This is a genomic window from Marinobacter suaedae (assembly GCF_030519635.1).
Lineage (GTDB): Bacteria > Pseudomonadota > Gammaproteobacteria > Pseudomonadales > Oleiphilaceae > Marinobacter > Marinobacter suaedae.
This window is the reverse complement of sequence record NZ_JAUMIS010000001.1, coordinates 485,795-505,878: the sequence shown is the minus strand read 5'-3', so window position 1 is coordinate 505,878 and position 20,084 is coordinate 485,795. Positions and strand designations below refer to the sequence as shown.

General features: G+C 57.9%; 25 protein-coding genes. 13 read left to right on the top strand and 12 right to left on the bottom strand.

The genetic code is table 11. The features are described 5' to 3' along the window. The first annotated feature begins 461 nt into the window (after positions 1 to 461). Both QVZ43_RS02235 and QVZ43_RS02230 read left to right on the top strand, forming a co-directional pair. On the top strand, positions 462 to 1,205 hold the full coding sequence (locus tag QVZ43_RS02235) for an AzlC family ABC transporter permease (RefSeq protein ID WP_302909632.1): 744 nt from the start codon (positions 462 to 464) through the stop codon (positions 1,203 to 1,205). Next, positions 1,202 to 1,513: an AzlD family protein gene (locus tag QVZ43_RS02230; protein ID WP_302908702.1), complete on the top strand. Its 312-nt coding sequence runs from the start codon at positions 1,202 to 1,204 to the stop codon at positions 1,511 to 1,513. Before QVZ43_RS02235 ends, QVZ43_RS02230 begins: the two co-directional genes overlap by 4 nt. Positions 1,514 to 1,517: 4 nt before the next feature. Here QVZ43_RS02230 and QVZ43_RS02225 read toward each other — a convergent pair whose 3' ends face one another. Both QVZ43_RS02225 and QVZ43_RS02220 read right to left on the bottom strand, forming a co-directional pair. Further along, a complete protein-coding gene (locus QVZ43_RS02225; RefSeq protein WP_302908701.1) occupies positions 1,518 to 2,348 on the bottom strand; it encodes an alpha/beta hydrolase in 831 nt (276 codons plus the stop codon). After that, entirely contained in the window at positions 2,345 to 3,847 is a 1,503-nt protein-coding gene (locus QVZ43_RS02220) for a flavin-containing monooxygenase (protein ID WP_302908700.1), read from the bottom strand. Before QVZ43_RS02220 ends, QVZ43_RS02225 begins: the two co-directional genes overlap by 4 nt. 114 nt (positions 3,848 to 3,961) lie before the next feature. On the opposite strand from QVZ43_RS02220, the gene QVZ43_RS02215 reads away from it, so the two are divergent. Then, on the top strand, positions 3,962 to 5,002 hold the full coding sequence (locus tag QVZ43_RS02215) for an AraC family transcriptional regulator (protein ID WP_302908699.1): 1,041 nt from the start codon (positions 3,962 to 3,964) through the stop codon (positions 5,000 to 5,002). 10 nt (positions 5,003 to 5,012) lie between these two features. On the opposite strand, the gene QVZ43_RS02210 is transcribed toward QVZ43_RS02215, so the two are convergent. Then, entirely contained in the window at positions 5,013 to 6,017 is a 1,005-nt protein-coding gene (locus QVZ43_RS02210; protein WP_302908698.1) for a CobW family GTP-binding protein, read from the bottom strand. 158 nt (positions 6,018 to 6,175) lie between these two features. Here QVZ43_RS02210 and QVZ43_RS02205 point away from each other — a divergent pair, with 158 nt between their 5' ends. From QVZ43_RS02205 to QVZ43_RS02190, 4 genes are all read left to right on the top strand, one after another. After that, positions 6,176 to 7,240, top strand: a complete 1,065-nt coding sequence (locus tag QVZ43_RS02205) for a hypothetical protein (protein WP_302908697.1) — start codon at positions 6,176 to 6,178, stop codon at positions 7,238 to 7,240. A 130-nt stretch (positions 7,241 to 7,370) separates the two neighbouring features. Continuing rightward, positions 7,371 to 7,703 (top strand): DUF3135 domain-containing protein, encoded by a 333-nt coding sequence (locus QVZ43_RS02200; protein WP_223794151.1) that lies wholly within the window; start codon positions 7,371 to 7,373, stop codon positions 7,701 to 7,703. A gap of 66 nt (positions 7,704 to 7,769) precedes the next feature. Beyond that, positions 7,770 to 9,254 (top strand): glutamate-cysteine ligase family protein, encoded by a 1,485-nt coding sequence (locus tag QVZ43_RS02195; protein ID WP_302908696.1) that lies wholly within the window; start codon positions 7,770 to 7,772, stop codon positions 9,252 to 9,254. Next, on the top strand, positions 9,251 to 10,291 hold the full coding sequence (locus tag QVZ43_RS02190) for a M14 family metallopeptidase (protein ID WP_302908695.1): 1,041 nt from the start codon (positions 9,251 to 9,253) through the stop codon (positions 10,289 to 10,291). Before QVZ43_RS02195 ends, QVZ43_RS02190 begins: the two co-directional genes overlap by 4 nt. A 10-nt stretch (positions 10,292 to 10,301) precedes the next feature. Here QVZ43_RS02190 and QVZ43_RS02185 read toward each other — a convergent pair whose 3' ends face one another. From QVZ43_RS02185 to QVZ43_RS02170, 4 genes are all read right to left on the bottom strand, one after another. Next, positions 10,302 to 11,054 (bottom strand): hypothetical protein, encoded by a 753-nt coding sequence (locus QVZ43_RS02185; RefSeq protein WP_302908694.1) that lies wholly within the window; start codon positions 11,052 to 11,054, stop codon positions 10,302 to 10,304. Positions 11,055 to 11,124: 70 nt separating this feature from the next. Further along, positions 11,125 to 11,505, bottom strand: a complete 381-nt coding sequence (locus QVZ43_RS02180) for a cupin domain-containing protein (RefSeq protein ID WP_302908693.1) — start codon at positions 11,503 to 11,505, stop codon at positions 11,125 to 11,127. 110 nt (positions 11,506 to 11,615) lie between these two features. Next, positions 11,616 to 12,260: a class I SAM-dependent methyltransferase gene (locus tag QVZ43_RS02175; protein ID WP_302908692.1), complete on the bottom strand. Its 645-nt coding sequence runs from the start codon at positions 12,258 to 12,260 to the stop codon at positions 11,616 to 11,618. A 65-nt stretch (positions 12,261 to 12,325) separates the two neighbouring features. Then, positions 12,326 to 13,096 carry a DUF3750 domain-containing protein gene (locus QVZ43_RS02170; RefSeq protein ID WP_302908691.1) on the bottom strand — a complete coding sequence of 257 codons (771 nt, stop codon included), beginning with the start codon at positions 13,094 to 13,096 and terminating at the stop codon, positions 12,326 to 12,328. A gap of 132 nt (positions 13,097 to 13,228) precedes the next feature. Here QVZ43_RS02170 and QVZ43_RS02165 point away from each other — a divergent pair, with 132 nt between their 5' ends. Further along, positions 13,229 to 13,444, top strand: a complete 216-nt coding sequence (locus QVZ43_RS02165) for a dodecin (protein WP_223794139.1) — start codon at positions 13,229 to 13,231, stop codon at positions 13,442 to 13,444. On the opposite strand, the gene QVZ43_RS02160 is transcribed toward QVZ43_RS02165, so the two are convergent. Together QVZ43_RS02160 and QVZ43_RS02155 are read right to left on the bottom strand one after the other, a co-directional pair. Continuing rightward, positions 13,431 to 14,102, bottom strand: coding sequence for a hypothetical protein (locus QVZ43_RS02160; RefSeq protein WP_302908690.1), 672 nt, complete (start codon positions 14,100 to 14,102; stop codon positions 13,431 to 13,433). The two genes, QVZ43_RS02165 and QVZ43_RS02160, sit on opposite strands and share 14 nt — an antisense overlap. Before the next feature lie 45 nt (positions 14,103 to 14,147). Then, positions 14,148 to 15,314 (bottom strand): GNAT family N-acetyltransferase, encoded by a 1,167-nt coding sequence (locus tag QVZ43_RS02155; protein WP_223794137.1) that lies wholly within the window; start codon positions 15,312 to 15,314, stop codon positions 14,148 to 14,150. Between the two features lie 186 nt (positions 15,315 to 15,500). Here QVZ43_RS02155 and QVZ43_RS02150 point away from each other — a divergent pair, with 186 nt between their 5' ends. Then, on the top strand, positions 15,501 to 16,187 hold the full coding sequence (locus QVZ43_RS02150; RefSeq protein ID WP_302908689.1) for a response regulator transcription factor: 687 nt from the start codon (positions 15,501 to 15,503) through the stop codon (positions 16,185 to 16,187). After that, positions 16,184 to 17,503 carry a sensor histidine kinase gene (locus tag QVZ43_RS02145; RefSeq protein WP_302908688.1) on the top strand — a complete coding sequence of 440 codons (1,320 nt, stop codon included), beginning with the start codon at positions 16,184 to 16,186 and terminating at the stop codon, positions 17,501 to 17,503. Before QVZ43_RS02150 ends, QVZ43_RS02145 begins: the two co-directional genes overlap by 4 nt. Here the strand turns inward: QVZ43_RS02145 and QVZ43_RS02140 are convergent. Further along, positions 17,462 to 17,671, bottom strand: coding sequence for a hypothetical protein (locus QVZ43_RS02140; RefSeq protein ID WP_302908687.1), 210 nt, complete (start codon positions 17,669 to 17,671; stop codon positions 17,462 to 17,464). The genes QVZ43_RS02145 and QVZ43_RS02140 overlap by 42 nt on opposite strands. 15 nt (positions 17,672 to 17,686) lie before the next feature. Here QVZ43_RS02140 and QVZ43_RS02135 point away from each other — a divergent pair, with 15 nt between their 5' ends. The 3 genes from QVZ43_RS02135 to QVZ43_RS02125 all read left to right on the top strand — a co-directional run bounded on the left by QVZ43_RS02135 (position 17,687) and on the right by QVZ43_RS02125 (position 19,276). After that, positions 17,687 to 18,292, top strand: coding sequence for a YigZ family protein (locus QVZ43_RS02135; protein WP_302908686.1), 606 nt, complete (start codon positions 17,687 to 17,689; stop codon positions 18,290 to 18,292). A 72-nt stretch (positions 18,293 to 18,364) separates the two neighbouring features. Continuing rightward, positions 18,365 to 18,895 carry a DUF4136 domain-containing protein gene (locus QVZ43_RS02130; RefSeq protein WP_223794132.1) on the top strand — a complete coding sequence of 177 codons (531 nt, stop codon included), beginning with the start codon at positions 18,365 to 18,367 and terminating at the stop codon, positions 18,893 to 18,895. Between the two features lie 24 nt (positions 18,896 to 18,919). After that, positions 18,920 to 19,276, top strand: coding sequence for a translation initiation factor Sui1 (locus QVZ43_RS02125; RefSeq protein ID WP_302908685.1), 357 nt, complete (start codon positions 18,920 to 18,922; stop codon positions 19,274 to 19,276). Positions 19,277 to 19,372: 96 nt separating this feature from the next. Here the strand turns inward: QVZ43_RS02125 and ppnP are convergent, their stop codons facing one another. Next, positions 19,373 to 19,654, bottom strand: coding sequence for a pyrimidine/purine nucleoside phosphorylase (gene ppnP / locus QVZ43_RS02120; RefSeq protein WP_223794117.1), 282 nt, complete (start codon positions 19,652 to 19,654; stop codon positions 19,373 to 19,375). 97 nt (positions 19,655 to 19,751) lie between these two features. Continuing rightward, positions 19,752 to 20,081, bottom strand: a complete 330-nt coding sequence (locus QVZ43_RS02115) for a Na+/H+ antiporter subunit G (protein WP_302908684.1) — start codon at positions 20,079 to 20,081, stop codon at positions 19,752 to 19,754. Positions 20,082 to 20,084 lie beyond the last annotated feature (3 nt).

The window sequence follows — 20,084 nt, the reverse complement described above, 5'->3', positions numbered from 1 at the left end:
TCGATACTCGAAGAGCTGGTGGCCGGGACGGCCATTGGAAACGGTTGGAACCGGGAGCGTGCTGCAGACGCAGGGCTGCCCGTAGGACGTACGAGGACTGTTGTTTTTGACATGACTGAAATCCTTTCCACCTGGCCGGATCACGACTTGAGTGGCTATCTTGTTGTTGTCTTCCGGCTTTTGGCCGGTTCACTGATTTCATTGGTCCACCCGGTGTTCCGGGTTTGCCCTTTTGGGGCCGGACGATCGACAAGCTATTCACTTTTTTTGGCGAGGTCAACGAACAAAAGTTAATCAATTGGTCGATGTTCCGGGGCGGGCTTTGTAACTCACTGTTAAACGGAAAAATAATTTTTGCGAACGATTTTGTAACTGGTTTTTTCCGTTTGGTTCCATCGAGTCGGGATAAAATTCGGCATTTACCTATTCGCTCCCTACGTAATCTCACATAACGTCCCGTGATGACTGCATCCTCGTTTTCCTATCAACTCCAGCCGCATCGGATCGGTCAGGAGTTTGTCCGCCTCTTTCCCATCTCCCTGTTCGTGGTGGCGTTCGGTGCTGCCTTTGGTCTTGCGGCTACCCAGAAAGGAATTCTTCCGCTGGAAGCACTTCTGATGAGTTCGGCGGTGTTTGCGGGGGCTTCCCAGTTTGCGGCCATTGATATGTGGAATGGCGAGGTTTCAGTGTTGCCGTTGATAGCGGTGGTGTTTGCCATCAACTCCCGTCACCTGCTGATGGGGGCCTCCCTTTACCCCATGCTGAAGGATCTGAGCCCCGGCAAGCGCTACGGTTTGTTGCTCCTGCTGACCGATGCCAACTGGGCGGTGTCGGCACAGGATTACCAGAACGGCCGACGCAATCTGGAAGTTATTATTGGCGGCGGACTGGTACTCTGGCTGGCCTGGATCGTCGGCACCTGGCTGGGCGTGTACTTTGGTGGCTTGCTGACCGATCCCCAAAGCCTGGGGATGGATATGGTGCTGGGTTGTTTCCTGCTGGCCATGGCACTGGGCGGCAAGCAGAAATCCGTTCGTACGCTCACCGCCTGGGCCGTGGCTGGCGTCGCGTCTCTGGCCGCATGGAAGTGGTTGCCGCCGCACACCCATGTAGTGATTGGTGCACTGGCTGGCGGTGTGGTTGGCTATTTCTGGCTGGAAAAGTCGCCTGCCAGCAAAGCCGATGCAGAGGAGGGGGCGCAGTGACCATCGAGACCACCGTTGCCGGCACGTTGGCGCTGATCGCCATCATGACCCTCGTCACCGTCGCCACCCGTTTCGGCGGCGTGTTCATCATGTCCTACCTGCGCATCAGCCCCCGGGTGGAAAGCTTCATCAATACCATGGCGAGCTCGGTGTTGATCGCCATTGTGGTGCCCATGGCCGTTGCCGGCGACGCCGGCGCGTTGGCGGCGCTGACCGTCACGGCTGTGATGATGCTGTTGCTGAAAAAGCCCCTGCCGGCCATTGCCGCCGGTATTGCGGCGGCTGGCCTGGTGCGTTACCTGATCTAGCGTTCTACGCTTTGGCTCGAGCCTCCAGCCAGTGGAACAGGGCTGATCGGATTTGCGGGAAGTGTTTCCCGGCAATGGTCCAGTGGCAGCATCCCTTGATTTCGACCGTCGTGGCCTGGTCTCCAAACCGTTTCGCAATGCTTCGCTGGATGCGAATGGGGGTGATTCGGTCCTCCGTGCCACCGATGATCAGTACCGGGCACTGAATGCGCTCTACTTGAACGTGGGCGGCGGAGCGGCTGCGAAGAATAGGGCCCATGCTGATCTGGAACGTTGCCATACCCGATTCGTAGGTGGTGCTGTCGAAGATTTCCTCCTGCAGTGCCGGACTCTGGGCATTGGCAACGCCGTAGCGGATATTCTTCAGTCCGATTTCTGTCACCCGCTCCCACATCGGGAAACGCAGCAGGTTCGCCCCCAGGGTGCGGAATACCGACAGGCCCCAGCCATTGATGCCCGCCGGTGCAGCCGATGACAGCAAGATGAGGCGTTCGCAGGGCACCCTCGCGGCAGTCAGCTGGGCCAGCAGGGCGCCCATGGAATGCCCCACCAGAATCGGTGGGGATTGCTGCTTCTGCACCGCCTCGACAATGCATCCGACATAATCTTCAAGCCGCGCCCGGGCCAGTTTCGCCCGGGTGACTTCAGTGTGTTCGGCCTTGGGGCAATGGTAAGGCAGGCGCAGGGCTGTTACCGGATAGCCCTCCTGTGCGAAGGCGTCACGCAGCTCATGGAGTGTCTCATCGGTGCTCCACATGCCATGCACGAGCAGCACCGGGGGCTTGTCATCGTCGGGCCTCGCGAGACCATCGAGTTTTCGCGGATTACTTGTCATGCCGTTGCCGCCCACTGGTCACTGTCGGTCTTTGCGGCCGCCTCGGACCCCGTCTGGAATACCAGCACGCCATCGTCCACCGGGTCCTCAACCAGCATTTTCTTGTCCTTGCCGTAGTGCATGGTCACCTGCCAGGGGGGCGCCTTGCCCTGGCGTGGCATTCTGTCGGCGGCACGACGGATGTAACCGGGGGCGAAGTTATCCAGCACACCAGTGTCCGTCCAGCTGTTGTGCTCGTCCACCGCGGTCGCCACGGTAAAGCCATGTTCATCCATGTGCTCGAACAGCCGGCACAAATACTGACCGCCGATGTCGCACTTCAGTGTCCAAGGGGCGTTGGTGTACCCGAAAATCCAGCCATAGTTGGGCACGTCCTGGATCATGATGCTCTTGTAGCTCAGCTTCTGGGTCAGGGGCACCGGCACGCCATCCATTTCCAGCTTCAGCCCGCCCATCAACTGAACATCCAGGCCAGTGGCGGCGACGATGATATCGGCGTCCAGGTGCTCACCGGACTTCAGCACAATGCCGGTTTCGTCAAAACGCTCGATATGGTCTGTCACCATTTCAGCTTTACCGGACTTCAGGCTTTCAAAAAAGTCGCCGTCCGGCGCTGCGCACAGTCGTTGATCCCAGGGCATGTAATCCGGGGTGAAGTGGCGGATATCGACGTTTGGTGCCTGCTTATGCATGTGGTTGATCAGCAGCTTGCGGGCACGCTCTGGCCAGCGCTGGCAGGCCAGGTACAGGGCGCGCTGGATCAGGATGTTGCGCTTGCGGGCCAGCAGGAAGACCCAGCGTTTGGGCAGTATCTTACCCAGAAACATGGAGATTTTATCCGTGTCGGGCATGGCCATGATGTAGCTGGGGGAACGCTGCAACATGGTCACCTTGGCGGCTTTGTCTGCCATGGCAGGCACCACAGTGATGGCCGTGGCGCCACTGCCGATCACCACCACTTTTTTGCCCGTGTATTCGAGATTTTCAGGCCACTGCTGGGGGTGGAGTATTTCGCCCTTGAAGGATTCCTCACCGTCGAAGTGCGGCCGGTAACCGTGATCGAAGTTGTAGTAGCCGGCACAGTTGACGATGAAGTTGCAGGTAAAGGTTCGGGTTTTGCCGCTGGGTTCGTGCAGGGCAGAGAGCGTCCAGCGCTGGTCGGTGCTGGACCAGTTCGCGGTGTCGAGTTTGAGGCCAAACTTCAACTTGTCGTAAAGGCCAAACTCTTCGGCGGTTTCCTTCACGTAATGACGAATGTCCGGGCCCTTGGCGAGAACGGTATCGGAGTACCACGGCTTGAAGTTGTAGCCGAAGCTGGCCATGTCGGAGTCAGAGCGGATGCCTGGGTAGCGGAACAGATCCCAGGTGCCCCCCATCCGGTCCCGGCGCTCGAGAATGGCCAGGCTTTTGTCCGGGTGCTGCTGGGCGATACGGCAGGCCGTGCCAACCCCGGAAAGGCCGGCACCGATGATAATGATGTCGTAGTGCTCCGCACTCATGGTCGTCTCCTTGTTGTTAATTTTCCGACGGATGAGTTCTTACTATGTCAAAGGGTCCCTTGACAATATTGACGAATCGGGACATTTTTTTGACATATTGGGACAGGAGGCATCGTGACCCATCTGATTCGGGCAACCAATCTCAGAGGATTTGACCAGCTGGTCCGGCTGCGGGGCGGGGACCCATTGCCGTTGCTTGGCAAGTACCGCATTCCTCCGGCGGAGCATCGTGATGACCGCTCGTTCATCGTCTACCGGCATCTGTCGGCACTGCTCGAGGACACCGCCCTTGAACTTAACTACCCGGAGTTTGGTCTGAAACTGGCGGAATACCAGGGTATGGATATTCTCGGGCCGGTCAGCGTCATTGCCCGCAGCGCCGATACCGTGGGCGATGCCATCAACAGCATCGCACGCTACCTGCATTTGCACAGCCCGGCGTTGGGACTGAGCAAAACGGTGGAGGGCAGCGGTGACGATCAACGTGTTCGATTTGCCTTCCTCATCGATGACGCCGACGCCGGCGGCTATCGCCCCCAGGCCTACGAACTCAGCCTCTCCAACTCCATGCAGGCGATGAAGCTGCTGTGCGGGGAGTGTTTTGACCCCCTCAGCGTACACTTCAAACATCCGAGGGCCGGTGCCGAAGCGGCCTACCGGGAAGTTTTTCATTGTACGCCCCATTTTAACGACAGCTGGTGTGGGTTTTGTCTGAGCCCTGATGTGTTCGATATCCCTCTGGCCAGCGCCGATCACCAGACTTGGCAGCTGGCTGAGCAGTACCTTGCCTCCCAGCAGGCCCCTAATGCCATGACCCTGGCCGAGGATGTGACGCGCCTGGTCAACACCCTGTTACCCACGGGTAAATGCAGCAGCGAAACCATTGCTTCACACCTGAACATGCACAAACGAACCCTTCAGCGACGACTGGGCCAGGAGGGGGTGACCTATGAGCAGCTGCTGAATGAGGAACGACAGAAACTGGCCCGCCATTACCTGGCGGAACCCAACCTGAAACTCAGTCAGATCGCCGGCTTGTTGGGCTACTCTGAACAATCCGCCTTTAATCGGGCCTGTAAGGATTGGTTTGGGGTGACGCCCAGGACTTTCAGGCAGCAGATAACCGAGGACAGCCTTCAGTCGTTGGGCCAGTAAATCGGGTCGTTTATCGATCCGACAGGCAAGACATGAGTTCTGTTTCAAGGCTATCGCTCAGCCGCGTCCCGATAATTTCTATGCGGCTTTCCGGGCAATCTTCCAGAGGCGTTTCTGTTAAGGCATCAGACGTTGCGTTGTAGCCAAAGACGCCACTGTCGGTGATAAACACTGCTTTCACACGGTCGGCGTCGATCCCCTTCAGGAAGGCGAGTAATTTGTCGTGATTGAACGAGTGTTCCGGCGAGAATCGCCAGCCGATGCTCTCGTATCCTTCGCCACGATTGTGTGCCTTCAAATAACCACAATCCGGGATTGGGGCCTCCGAGAGCCGTTCGGCAGGCTTGTGGGCATGGTGGTGGGTTTCGCCGGTCTGCAGCGAGCGTGTCGGACCGCGCAGTAAGTCGATATCGATAATGCCGTGCTCGGTAAGCACTGTCGGTGTCTCTGCACTGGCATGAATACGGGTGTATTCGGTGAGTCGCTCTTCATCACCCGGTTGATACAGATCGCGCTTATTGCCGATCACGATATCGGCAATGGAAATCTGCTGGTTAAAGGTCTCGTGTTGCGTATAGCGCGGATCCGCAAGCTTCCGGGCATCGACCAGGGTCAGGATTTTTTGCAGGGCAAGGACATCCCGGTAATGGTCCGCCGACAGAACCTGTAGCACCTCGACGGGGTGGCCCAGTCCGGCTGGTTCAATCAGCAACCTGTCCGGCTGCGCCCGGGCCAGCAGCTGGTTCAGGGCAATTTGCATGGGCAGGCCGGAAGCACAGCACATGCAGCCACCCGGCACCTCGCGGATGAATACTCCCTGGTCCCGTTCATGCTGGCCCTCAAACAGACTGCCATCGACACCAATCTCCCCGAACTCATTGACCAGTACGGCCCATCGCTCTTCTTCAGGCTTGTGCTTCAGCAAGTGCAGTATTGCGGAAGTTTTTCCGACGCCGAGAAAGCCGGTAATGATATTGGTTGGAACAGCCCTGATGGGCCCCGGTGCGGTGTTCATGAGAAATATACGTCTCCCCTGGGAACCCGGAGTGGATTTTCTGCCTAAACTTGGTGTGACTGGTTTTGGCCCGAGACTCTCTCTTTCAGGCGGGCCTGTCCAGTCTCAGTCACAGTTTGTTAGCCACGAATAGGTCCTTTCATCCAGGGAGCGCCGTGATGCCGAGGGCGAGTCGCCTCTCACCTTACTTTGTCACTCTGGCACTGATCTGCCTGCCGCTCATGGTGGGCCGTGTCGAAGCGTGCATGGTCTGCATTCCATATCCTGAGGAAACCGCGACCGACCGGCTGTTGCACGCCGAGGTGGTCGTTTTTGCCCGTGAAAACCCGGACAAGCCGTTTTCGTACTCGGTGGTTGAAGTACTCAAAGATGACGTTGAAGCACCACCGATTGATCTGTTCCTCCCCAGTACGACACGCAAACGCCTGGCGCTCAGGCCCGGGGACTCCGTGGCATTGGTCTTCGACGCCTCGAAAAACGAGTGGCGATCGGCTGGTTACGCAACCCCTGCCTACCAGGACATCGTGCGGAAAATCGTGAAGCGGGCGCCAGCCTGGAACCGGACGGCACGAGTGGAGAGTCGGGCCAGGTTCTTTGTGCCGTATCTTGCCAGCGAGGATGAAAGTATTCACAAACTTGCCTATCTGGAAGTCGGGCAGTCTTCCTACGATACGATCCGTGAGGCTGACAGTGTCGTGCCCGCCACTCAGGTTCATCGTTTCCTGGGCAACCTGAAGTATATCGAGTGGCATGCGCTCTACATTCTGCTGCTGGGTGTGGATGCGCGGCCGGAGGAAGAGCAAATCATACGCCAGGCCATGGAGAGCCGGGCGCAGCTCGGCATCACACTCAATCTTTCGGCGTGGGCGACGGCGCTGATCGAAATTGATGGTGAAGAGGCCGTCGAATGGCTGGAGCAGCATTATCTTGGCGCTGCCGACCGCGAGTCCGATGCCGTGGTGGAAGTCGTCAAAGCGCTGTCGGTACAAGGTGCCCGTAACCGTTCCAGTCTGCGGCAACGAATTGCAGACAGCTATGCGCTGCTGATTCAAACCCATCCGTCGCTGGCAGGTTGGGCGGCACGGGATCTGGCCTCCTGGAACGACTGGCGCTTCGCCGATGCACTGGCCGAAGTGCGGGATGGCGACCAGGACCTGGACGGTGCGACCGCCTTCTCCATCAACTACTACATCAGGCGGGCGGAATCCCGCGCTTCGAACTGAACTCCCTTGATTTCGTCACCGGCCAGGACTTAACTGAAATGAGTGGTCTCCGCTTGATCTCTGCCAAAGCGGAGCCTTGGACAGGAATGGTGCAGTACCTGTTACTTGAATCCAGGGAAGGAGGAAAGTTATGGAGTTGCCATCATTTGATGAGCTCAAGGACCTGGCTCAGCGTGATCCGGAAGGCTTCGAAAAATTACGATCCGAACTGATTGAGGACTGCATCCGCGGCAGTTCCGAGGCCAACCAGACCCGGCTGCGTGGACTTCAGTTCGTGATTGAAGCCAAGCGGCGGGTCGCTGGTAGTCCCATGAAGGCGTTATTGGAAATTCAGGCAATGATGTACGACTCGGTTCTGGAATTGCAGCAGGTCCTGCTGCATCAGGGCCGCTCTTGTGAACCGCCTGCATCGATAGACACCCGTGTCCTGGATTTCCCACCGCCCTTGTCATCCGCGGATTAACGGTTTTGGGATGGCGCGTCCCTTCCACTACTATCAAGATAAGTCAGTGCGAGGGGCAAAGTAACCGTGGGACTGTCGATTAACAGAACGGAGTTTTCGGCGGAGGAGTTTGAGCGTTTTGCGGCCAAGGTCCGGACGGATCTCAGCGCACTGACTCGTCTTCTGAACCGGCCCGGCTTTGGTGAGGGAAAGGCTTCCATTGGTGCCGAGGTCGAGTTCTACATCGTCAACCCGGATCTTCGGGTTCAGCCTATCAACACGGAAATTGCGGCCAGGGTTCAGGATCCCCAACTGACTGTTGAACTCAACCGCTTCAATCTCGAATACAACCTCAGCCCCCAGGCTTTCAAAGGCGATCCGTTCGCCCGGACAGAGCAGGAGCTGCTCTCGGCCATTCAACGAATAAACCAGCACGCTGCATCACTCGACGGGGAACTGGTGCCAATCGGCATCTTGCCCACGCTTCGCCAGGCCGACATGGGACCGGAGGTGATGACGGACGAACCCCGCTACCATGCGTTATCCAAAGCGCTGATCGAGCAACGAGGTGAGCCGTTCAGCATCCACATCGGCGGTAATGATGTCATTGATCTGGAGGTCGACGATGTGTACATGGAGGGCGCCAATACCTCGTTTCAGCTGCATTGGCGGGTGCCCGCTAACCGCTTCGCCGATTATTTCAATGCGGTCCAGCTCGTCACGCCGATTGCCCTCGCGCTGTCCAGCAATTCCCCCAGCCTGTTTGGTCATCATTTATGGGACGAAACCCGTATTGCGCTGTTCAAGCAATCCATCGACAGCCGATCCCCCAATCATAAAACCTGGCGGCACCCACCCAGGGTGTATTACGGAAACGGCTGGGCCAGGGGCGCCTGGGAGCTGTTCGCAGCTTCGGCATCGCTGTATCCCCCCATCATTCCGCTGATGTCGGACGAAGACCCGATGGCCGTGATTGACTGCGGGGAAGTGCCGAAACTAACCGAACTGCGCTTGCACCAGGGCACCACCTGGCCCTGGAACCGGGCCATCTATGATCACACTGAAGGGGGGCATCTGCGGATCGAGATTCGTTCCATGCCGGCAGGGCCCACCGCCGTTGATATGTGTGCGAACGGGCTGTTCGTGATCGGGGCGGCGTTGGCGGTGCTCGATGACATTCATCACCTGACCTCGATACTCCCTTTCCACTACACCGAGCACAATTTCTATCGGGCCGCCAAGTACGGCATCGGCGCTGAGATCATCTGGCCACACAAGAATCAGGTTCAGTTGCAGGACACGCCGTTGTTAAGCGTAGCCCGCGAACTGCTGCCGCGGGCCCGGGAAGCCCTGAAACAGACCGACGTGGACGAGGCGGAAATACACCGCCTGCTGGGAATCATCGAGGGCCGGATTGAATCCAACATGTCTGGCGCCCGCTGGCAGCGCCATATCACCGAGTCATTCCAGGTGTCCCAGACCCCCGATGAGGCGTTCCGGAGCATGCTGTCTATATACATGGCCAACCAGAAGGAAAACCGGCCGCTGCACGAATGGTCGTTGTCGACGTGAGCAATCTGAACGTACTGGATTATCTGAACAATCCGTCGCCCCGCACATTGGGCCGCTCCCCCCTTGAGTGGCTGGACCGACTGAACAAGCCCACGGTGGTTCGTGTTGCCGGTCGTGATCGTTCCCGCACCCGGGCCATGGCAACGCTTCTACACGGTAATGAGCCTTCGGGCCTGTTTGCGCTTCACCGGTGGCTGCTCGAACAGCGCACCCCCGAGGTCAACATGCTGTTTGTCCTGGGAGGGGTATATCCCGCGAAGATTCCACCCATGTTTTCGCTGCGCCAGCTGCCCGAGGGGCTCGATCTGAACCGGTGTTTCAAGGAACCGTTCGAAGGGGAAGAGGGTGCCATCGCCCGGGCCATGCTGGCTGAGCTTCGCAATGCAAGGCCCGAATGCCTGCTGGATGTGCACAACACCTCAGGCACGGGGCCTGCCTTTGCGGTGACCATTACCAATGACGCCGCTCACCAGGCACTGACCTCGCTCTTTACCGACCGGCTGATCATGACGGATCTTCGCCTGGGTGCGTTGATGGAATATTCCGAACAGGAGGTACCGACGGTAACCATCGAGTGTGGTGGCGCCCAGGACGAACACGCTCATCAACTGGCGTATGAGGGGCTTGTCCGGTACACCTCAAAACCGGACGTGTTGTCGCTGGAAAAGGCGGACTGGGAGGTCGCTGTACTGCGAAATCCGATTCGGGTGGAGCTCGCGCCTGAAGCGACCATCGAATACCGGCCTGAACCCTCCGGCCATGCGGATCTGACGTTTCCTCCTGACATTGAGCACCGCAATTTTGGCGTGGTTTCCCCGGATGAGCCCCTGGGCTGGATTGGTAACAAGGGCCTCAGCATACTCACAGCCATCGGCCACAACCGGACCGAGAACCTGGAACAGGTGCTCCGCATCAAGGATGGACAGATCTACCCCGCCCAGGCGATCAAAGCTTTTATGATCACTACCAATCCGGTGATTGCGAAGAGCGACTGCCTGTTTTATGCGGTCAAAGCCACCGGCGAACCCATTTTTTAACCCCATTGCCTCAGGCTTCAGGTGCCTCGCCCGTCCGGGCACAACCATGCCAGCACATGTCGCACACCGAATCGTCCCTTGAGAGTGTATGCGGACGACTGTAATGCCCGTGTTGCCCATCGCTGGCAATGACATCGGCCCCCGGCCAATCGTATAGACACCAGGACTGGAAGAAAGCATCCAGTTCGCCATGATCACCATGCCGTTCAATCACACGACGAACAAAGGTTTGTGGTGGGCAGTGCGTCCAGTATGTGTAGGTGTTGCCTCCTTCGGACCACGCTTTCACCGCATAGCCCGGAGCTCCGGGCGCGCTGAACGGGAAAACCATGAGCGCTCGGAGAGTCCTTTCTATACGTAGTGCAGGGTCGCGGCTGGTGACACGAAAAGGTATGGATACGGCCGTTAGCATCCAGTTATAAACTTTCCAGCCTACATCGGCCACCAGTGTCCTGGCGTACTCCGAAGGCACACCACGGCTTATCATTGCCTGATAGGCAGCGGTCGTGATTACCGCCAGAAAGACCGTTTGACGATTGCCATAGGTTGGCAAATTGTCGAGTTCTGCCATTGGCATCAACTGTTCGGAGCGCGCCCATGTTTGCCTGAGATAGTCATTGATGTCGGATTCAAGCCACCGTCCCTTTTCTGGCTGGGTAAGATCAAACAGTCGCCCCTTCAGAATCTGACGAGCTGATCGACGGAAAACCGGCCGGTAAATCATCTTACAAGCGGCTATGTACGTTCGGTTCGCTAGGTTCATTTTCTTGTCTTGGCGTGACATGGCCGCGCCATCCAAAATCACTTGATGTCAATCGCATAAGCAACGACAGCTAAGCGGAATCCCTGTCCCACACGATGTTGTTCTTCGACCTGTCAAAATAAGGGGCGAACACGGACAGTGCTGCGAAGCTTTGCCCCTCCTTCAATATTGGCCCGTGGAGGGTGTGTTGTGGAATGAAGACCAGGTCTCCCTGACTGACTTGCTTTATCTCATCGCCAACTTTGAAATCGACGTTGCCCTCTATGATAACGAGTATCTCATCGTGGTGATTTTGAGTATGAAGGGCATTGCCACTGTCACGAACCACCCCGACATTCGCCGTTAAATGCGTTCCATCGAAAACGAACACCCTTTTTATCGGATCATTCTTAGTCGAATCATCTGTTTTTAGCGATTCAACGACCTCGTTGAGGTTTTTGAAATGCATCATGTTGGTGTCCTCCCCAGGCAAAAGATCGATCCCCTGTCGCTCTTGGTAGGACTCTCGAAGCGGAGTGAAGTTTCTGCGTTTATCTCGCGAAAATATCCGCCTGGGGCAAATTATGTCGTCGCTTCGATAACGAAGCCCCAGAGCGACAACCATCGGTACTGGATAGGGAATCGGGAAACCGTCAGGGAAGTGAAACCAGCCTTGTACAGCGCCTCTTTCAGTTCCTTCTTGCTATACAGGTTCGCTTGCCACCACTGGCCGATAAGAGGGCGTGTAAGCCAGTTCCGGCGTGTGATGAAAAGGACGAATCGCCCACCTTCGTTCAGCCGCGAGCGCAGTCTTTGAAACCCTTCACTCACACGGTGCGGGGGGAGGTACTCGAACATCGAGGCGGAAATGATCAGATCGTAGTTGGTCCATTCCGCTGGCAACGCCTCTGATTCAAGAACATCGGCCTGTGTAAGTTCGACGTCCGTGATAGCACGCTTGTGAAGTGTTGCGCGAAAGCGGTCAATCATCGCCGGCGTCAGATCGAACGCGTGGAAGGATCCGGGAACCATTCGCCGCTTAAGTAACGCATCCCTGAGTGCGAGCGTCGCGAATCCAGTGCCGCATCCGGCATCAAGCACATGAAGGCCTGACCGGAGCCAGGAGGCGCGCAGAAAGTACGCACGGATACCTTGCGGATAGCGGACGACATTTACGAACCTCGTGTAGGTAGCGACGCGGCTCGAATACAGGTCAACGGGGTTCATAAGAACAAAGGGGCGCTATATTCATGTTGAAACTGCCTCAGGTGTTTAGACGGCCGCATGCCCCATCACTGGCTGTCTTCTGCCATCGGATTCGGGTTTCGCAGAGCCAGCTCGCCAATGCCCGGCAGTTTGATGCCCAGCGCCATCGGGTTTACTCCCAGTGACAGGCCCAGCACATTCAGCTCCAGCCCCTCCCGGACGCCGGCCAGCAGGCCGAAGTAGCCGCCAACCGACAGTTGGTAGCCCGCGCCACCCGGTACTTCCGCAACCCAGTTTTCGCCCAGGTAGTCCTTGCCGATCGCGTGGTTGGGCAGCGCCACATCAAGCCCGGGTACTTCGCGGATCACCCAGGCGACAAAGGTGTTGCTGTTGGGACCTGGCCAGGCTTTGTATTCGGTGGGGTAGGGGTAGGATTCGACGGCGTCGGAGATGGCGGGGATGAGTTTCTCTGCCTCCTCACCACGGATGTCTGCATAGAGTTGCGGCCGGGCGCCGAACCAGTGGCGGTCGGGCACGCCCGGGTGCGACCTCACCACCTTGTGGCGCCAGCCCAGCACTTCGTGAACGTGGTAGTCGCTGGCACCCTGGTTCTTGGTGGCTATCCAGGTGTGCACGGCAAAGTACCCCCGCCAACTCCAGGCCCGTGCGCCATAAACCTGCACGACCGCACCGTCATAGTCCTCTGGTGCCGGCGCAAGGCCAGCACTTTCCCGGCTGGCGGTTTGCCAGCTTTCTGCACCTTGCAGGCTGCCACTGGTGGCCATCAGTAGTGGCCCTGAAAGGATCAGTGCGACTCCGGCCAGTAGCCAGAGGCTGATTTTCGATACTTTTTTCATGGCAAAAAGTACGAGTTACACGAAAGGGCAGATTGCCAACGGACGCGGCTGGTTTGCCGGCACCGGGCTTGTCTTCTAGGCTCAAGAGTATCTTCAGCCACGCTGTTTTCAGCAAATCCGGAGGAAGCAATCATGACTGACCACCACACGTACAAGAAAGTGGAGATTGTGGGTTCGTCCAAGAATAGCATCGAAGATGCCATAGAGAACGCCTTGGGCGAGTGTGCCAAGTCGATTCACAACATGGAGTGGTTCGAGGTGGTGGAAACCCGCGGCCATATCGTCGACTCCAGGGTCGGCCACTACCAGGTGGTGCTGAAGATCGGCTTTCGCATCATGGATAGTTAACGTTGATCACCCGGGTTCGGATGGCATCCGCCAGTCGGTTCATCAGATCCCGGGCCTCGCCATCGTAAAGGGCCTGGCATTTGTCTTTCAGTACCCGGCGTTCGTGGTCGGAGGACGAGTCAGACACTTCCTTTGACACATCCATATGCTGGCAGGCAGCGAGGTGAACCTTGATCTCGGTATCAATCAGGCGGGTCACCAGTTCTTCGACCGTCTCGTTGCAGAACGGACGATTCAGGTTCATTAACTGGCGGGCTTCGAGCGCCGCGTTGCGGGCATCGAGCCGCAGGTCGCCGGCGGATTCTCCATTCTCGATGGCTCGTATAAAAATGCCTACGCGATCATGTAACTGCCAAAGCTGGGGCCATATTTTGCTGTAGGCTTCTTTTTCCGTGTCATATCGGGTGGCTCCCGGATCGGCACCCAGAGTGGGAGGCGGGCGATGGCCGCCGCCTGAGAATTGACCGATGCGGAGTTCTTCCAGTTCACGCCCCAGTGAGCGGGCCTGCTGGCGCAGGGAGTCGGCTTCCCGATTGGCACTGCGGGACAGCGTAAAGGCCATTACCAGAGCGACAATGCCAACCAGCAGTGCAATGGCAGCAAGAATAAGCGCGGTTTGGTTACCTTCCAGAAAACTGAGTAGTGGGTCCGTTTCCATTCGGTCAGAATCCGTTTGAGCCTCGTCAAGGTTTCAGTATAGAAGTTAATCCTGATCCTGTTGTTTGTACGGCAAAAAGCTGAACGATTCCTGAAAATAGGCGTCCACCTGGGCCGCTTCGTCGCGGATAAAGGTTCGGATGGCATCCCGGAAACCCGGGTGGCTTATGCCGTGCCAGGAGTGGGTGAGCTGCGGTTCAAATCCCCTTACCAGCTTGTGTTCGCCCTGGGCGCCTGCATCGAAGCGGCTCAGGCCGAGTTCAATGGCCAGTTCGATGCCCTGGTAATAGCAGGTTTCAAAGTGCAGGTGGGGGTATTCTTCCAGGCAACCCCAGTAACGCCCGTAGAGTGTGTTCTTACTGGTCAGGAACAGGGCGCCGCCAACCCACTCGCGGTTTTTCCGGGCCATAACCAGGTGCAGATGTTCGGGCAGGTTGACTCGAATCAGCTCGAAAAACTGCCGGTTCAGATAGGGGCGCTGCCCGCGCTTGAGATAGGTGGCCTGATAGAACGTGTAAAAAGCCTCCATGACATCATCCGGAATATCCTCGCCGTGAAAACGGCTGAACACAATGCCCTGTTCAGCCACCTGACGGCGCTCGCGCCGGATGGACTTGCGTTTGCGGGAGGTAAGCTGTTCCAGAAAACCGTCAAAGGTTTCGTACTTGCGATTGTGCCAGTGAAACTGACAGCCGAGCCGGCGAAGTTCCTGTGGGTAGCCCAGGAGCTTTCGGTCCCGGGCATCCGGGAACAGCAGGTGCCAGGAGTGGCCACCCAGTTGATGCATCAGGTTGTCGAACAACTCATGGAGTTGGCGCGCGTCCAGCAACCCCCGAAGCTCCCGGGAAAGCAGCAGGCGCGGCCCCTGGGACGGCGTGAACGGAATGGCCATCAGCAACTTGGGGTAATAATCCAGTCCGTGCTGGTGATAGGCCTGGGCCCAGGACCAGTCGAACACATACTCGCCCATGGAATGGGTCTTCAGGTAAGCCGGCGCAAGGCCGGCGATCTCACCATCCAATCGGAAAATCAGGTGGCTGGGCTCCCAGCCGGTTGAGCGGCTGGTACAGCCGGAACGCTCCAGAGCCTGAAAGAACTCGTAGCGCAAAAACGGGTTGTCCTGGCCAGCCAGGCGATCCCAGTCTGCCCGTGGAATGTCTTCCACCGAGTAGCAGGTGTCCAGAGTCAGGGAGAGGGTTTGTGTATCAGGCATCCGTTACAGGCTTTTTTGGGTGTCCTTGGTCATACCATAGGTCAGAACTTCGCTTTCATCACGAACTCTGGGTCAGAAGACGCCGGCAAGTTCTCAAAATGTAAAGGTTCTGCAAAGGAAAGCGACAGGAAACAGCGGCTTGAATCAGCCGTGGTAGACTCGGGATCATTGTTCAGGAGGCGCAAGATGCAGAACCGGGTGTTGCTGGTTGAAGATGACGAGGAATTGCGGAGCCTGCTGGCCCGTTATCTGAGTAATCAGGGGTTTACGGTTCGTGAAGCGGCCAACGGTAACGATGGGCTGGCCCTGGCCCGGGGGCAGAACTGTGATCTGGTGGTGCTGGATATCATGCTGCCGGACATCAATGGCTTGGAAGTGCTGCGTGAGCTACGCGCCGACACTCATTTGCCGGTTGTTCTGCTTACCGCACGAGGCGATGAAACCGACCGTATTGTCGGCTTTGAAGTGGGCGCCGATGATTATATTCCAAAGCCCTGCAATCCGCGGGAGCTGGTGGCCCGGCTGCAAGCCCTGTTGCGGCGGGTGGCGTGGGATCAGCGAGCCGAGGTCAATGCTGCCCGGGTCTATGGCGATCTCAAGGTGGAGCCGGAGCACCGCCGTATCCTGCAGAACGACCAACCGCTGGACCTCACCGCCACCGAGTACGAAGTCTTGCAAGTGCTGCTGTCCCACGCTGGCAGTGTGGTACGCAAACCGGACCTGATGCAGTGGGCGCTTGGGCGACGTCTGGAAGCGTACGACCGCACCCTGGATATGCACATCAGTAACCTCCGTCGGAAACTGGGGCCGGACGGGCAGGAACGAATAGAGACGGTTCGGGGGCTGGGGTACAGCTACAAGGTGCTGGCATGAAATGGCTGCCGTCCGTGCCGCTGTTCTGGCGGATTTTCCTGTCGATCTGGCTGGCGATGGCCGTGACAGTGGTGGCCAGTAACCTGGCGAGCCGGGTACTGTTGGATCGTGAGCGACAAGCCATTGAGCGGCAGGCCGGGCTTCATGACCTTGGCTTGGAAGCTATCGCGATTCGCGAGGAGAACGGCAAATGGGCGCCCTGGCGTTTTCTGCGTGAACAGGGCGAACAGATGGATCTGCACCTTATTCTGATTGATCTGGATGATAAGGAGCGGCGCCTGCCGTCTTTCGTGCGGGAACGCATGGAATCCAGCTGGTATCCCCAGAAACCGGCACTGTTTGATATCAATGAAAGGTATCAGCTGGTGGCCTGGCCCCGGGCCTCAGGGGAAGGCTGGCTGGACCCCGGTGTGTTCCGTTTCATCGAGCTGGCTCTGGCCGCCGTGCTGATTACCCTGGCGTGCTGGTGGATTGCCCGTATGGTTTCGCGCCCGATGAATCACATGGAACAGACCGCACGGCAAATCGCCGGTGGGCGGACCGAGCTGCGGGTCAGTGAGCATATTGCCGGGCGGGGCGATGAGGTTGGCCAGCTGGCTACGGCGTTCAATGCCATGACCGACCAGCTGTGCACCCTGCTGGAACGGCAGAAACATTTGCTACGGGATATCTCCCACGACCTTCGAACGCCCCTGACTCGCCAGCGAATTGCCATTGAGTTGGCGACCGATGCCGGTGAGGACGAACAACTCATGGCCAGTATTCTGCGACAAAACGAACGGCTGGAGGCCATGACCGCCCAGATCCTGACCTTGTACCGGGTGGCCGAGCAGGGCAATGACATCGAGCGGGAGCCGGTTGCGCTGCTGACGTTGATCAACGAAGTGCTCCAGGATGCGGCGGACTATGCGGAACACCAGGGGGTAGACTGTCAGCTCACGGCCGGGCCAGAGTTGCTCAAGAGTTCTGTACTGGGCGATGGCGAATTGTTGCGCCGGGCGTTTGAAAACATCCTGCAGAATGCCCTTGACCACACCTCGCCGGGGGATGCCGTTCAGGTGAGTGTCGGGACATCGGGGCAATTTCTCGAGATCGCTTTCGAGGATGAAGGCCCGGGCGTGGATGACGAACACCTGCCGCACCTGTTCGAGCCCTTCTACCGCGCCGACAAATCCCGCGGGGGGCAGGGCTGGGGTCTTGGCCTGGCCATTGCCAGGGACATTGTCGCGGCCCACGACGGCTCAATCCGCGCCGATCGAGGCGCTTCGGGCGGCTTACGGGTGACGATCCGTCTGCCGGTCTTTATCGGCACCTGATTCCGGTTCGTCCGGTGCCGCGTCGTCCTCGGGCATAAGGCGTTCGGCACCGGAAAAATCGATGCCTTCCTGCAGTTCATCGTCTGCGAACCGGATACCGCAGGCGGCCTTCTGGATCCTGGCTGGGCTGGCTGCGCCCGGACTGGTACGATCGCTGTCTTCAGACATAAGGTTTACCTACTGATGAGCAAGGATTACCCGGTCCCCGCAGGATACCTTGAGCGGGAAACGGAAGTGAAGAAAAGCCGCTTCATCGCCCGGATTGCGCCGGTTTCCTCTCGTGAGGAGGTCAAGGCGTGGCTGGACGAGGCCCATAACGATCATCCCGATGCCCGGCATGTTTGCTGGGCTTACCAGCTGGGACGGCCAGGCTCCGCCGCAGAGGCGGGCATGAGTGACGACGGCGAGCCCTCGGGCACCGCCGGAAAGCCCATTCTAAATGTCATTCAGCACAAGGATATGGGCGACGTGCTGGTGATGGTGATCCGCTACTTCGGCGGCATCAAACTGGGCGCTGGCGGTCTGGTGAGGGCCTACGCCGGTGCCGCTGAGAGTGTGCTGTCGGCCGTGGACCGTGTGGTCCAGCAGCCTATGGCCCCCGTAACCGTGACCATGCAGTTCGCTGACGAACAGCCGGTAAGGCACTGGTGTGAGGTCCACGGTGCCGAGGTGGTCTCGGTTGACTATGGCAACCGGGTCACCGCCCAACTTCAGGTTCCGGAAGAGCTGGCCGATGCCTTTGCAGCGTTCTGCGATGCCCAGCGATTGGACTACCATTTCGATAACTGACCCGTAAGGACAGCTGTAGGTCTCTGGCGGACGTATACTGAAAGGACGTGAGCTCCACAAGGAGGATCTTGCATGCGTTTTCTGATGATCACTGCCCTGTTGCTGGCGTTGGCCGGTTGCACGGCCAACGTGGTAACCGACTACAAGGACACCGCCATGTTCGGCAGTTATGGTACCTGGGCTTTTGCGCCCAATGCCGGGGCAGGCTCGTTCGTTTCCCTGGATGGCAGCCGTGTTCGTGCTGCTGTGGAGCGGGAAATGAAACGCGAAGCCCTGCGCCAGGTGCCCGAAGCCGAGGCGGACCTGCTGGTGAACTGGCAGATTGTTGAAGAAGAGCGGCTGGAGCAGGTGGGTGTTGGCGTAGGTATCGGGTTTGGCCGCGGCCCCTTTGGCTGGGGCATGGCTGCACCGCCGCCGGTGCGGGAAGTGAAAGAGGGCAAGCTGGTCCTGGAACTGGTGGATACCTCCGCCAATGAGGTGGTCTGGCGAGCCGTCAGCCGCCGTTATCTAAAGGAATTCCAGTCGTCCGACGAACGCCGTGAACTGATCGATGAAGTGGTCGCGGAAATGTTTTCCCAGTACCCTCCGGCCCCTGAGTCATAAACCGGAGCAGAACAGAGGACCGGAATGAAGAAGCGAAATGAAGGTGGACTGGTGTTTTCCACCGAGCACGGCCGTATGTGCCCCGGCTGTAAGAACCCAGTGTCTGAATGCACCTGTAGCGAGCCCGAAAGGCCGAAGGGCGACGGTATTGTGCGGGTAAGCCGTGAAACCAAGGGCCGGAAGGGCAAGGGCGTGACCCTGGTAACGGGCATCCCCATGGATGACAAAGAACTCAAGGCTTATGCCAAAGTCCTGAAAGCCAAGTGCGGCACCGGTGGAACGGTGAAAGACGGTGTCGTGGAGATTCAGGGCGATCAGCGGGATATTCTGGTGCCCCTCCTGCAGGAAAAAGGCTGGACGGTGAAGCGTTCGGGAGGCTGACTGGAGGGATACAGTTTGCTGCTCAAAACATGAGAAAGCCCCGTGACGCCAGAAGCGTTCACGGGGCTTTTTTTATGGTCTGTTCAGGCCTTGAGCTTACTCGTAGGTACAGAGGTAAGCGGTGTCCACATCGGTAGTGACCTTGAAACTGGCCTGGCCAGCCACTTCGAAGCTTTCGCCCGCGCCGTAGGTCAGCCAGTCATCCATACCAGGCAGCATGACGGTCAGTGCACCGCTGATGATGGTCATGGTTTCTTTCTTGGTGGTTCCAAACTCGTATTCGCCCGGGCTGATCACGCCTACCGTCGCTGGCAGAGTTGAGGTCTGGAAGTTGATGGACTTGGCGTTGCCATCAAAATATTCATTCACTTTCAGCATTGTGCGCTGTCTCCTTATAAGAATTTTGGCGCCTACTTTACACGAGATTAGGCTGAAACCAATGGAAATACTCGGATAGGTGCCGTTTAGACGCTTCTTATTGGTCCCAGGGGTTGCCCCGGGTGTGTTCGGCAGTGTTCACGCCAATGTGCATCGCGGCCTTGGCCAGGATGTTGGCACTGACCGGTGCGGTCATGAACAGGAACACGGTAATCAGAATCTCTGAAATGCCTGTTTCGCCCCCGTGGCTGAAGTACAGTACGGAGCTGACCATAATGGCGCCCACACCCAGTGTGGTTGCCTTGGTGGGGCCGTGCAGTCTGGTGTAGAAGTCCGGCAACCGGACCAGTCCAATGGCACCAATCAGGGTAAACGCGCCCCCAATCAGCAAAAGGATGGATATCATAATTTCAAGAAACGCACTCATAAC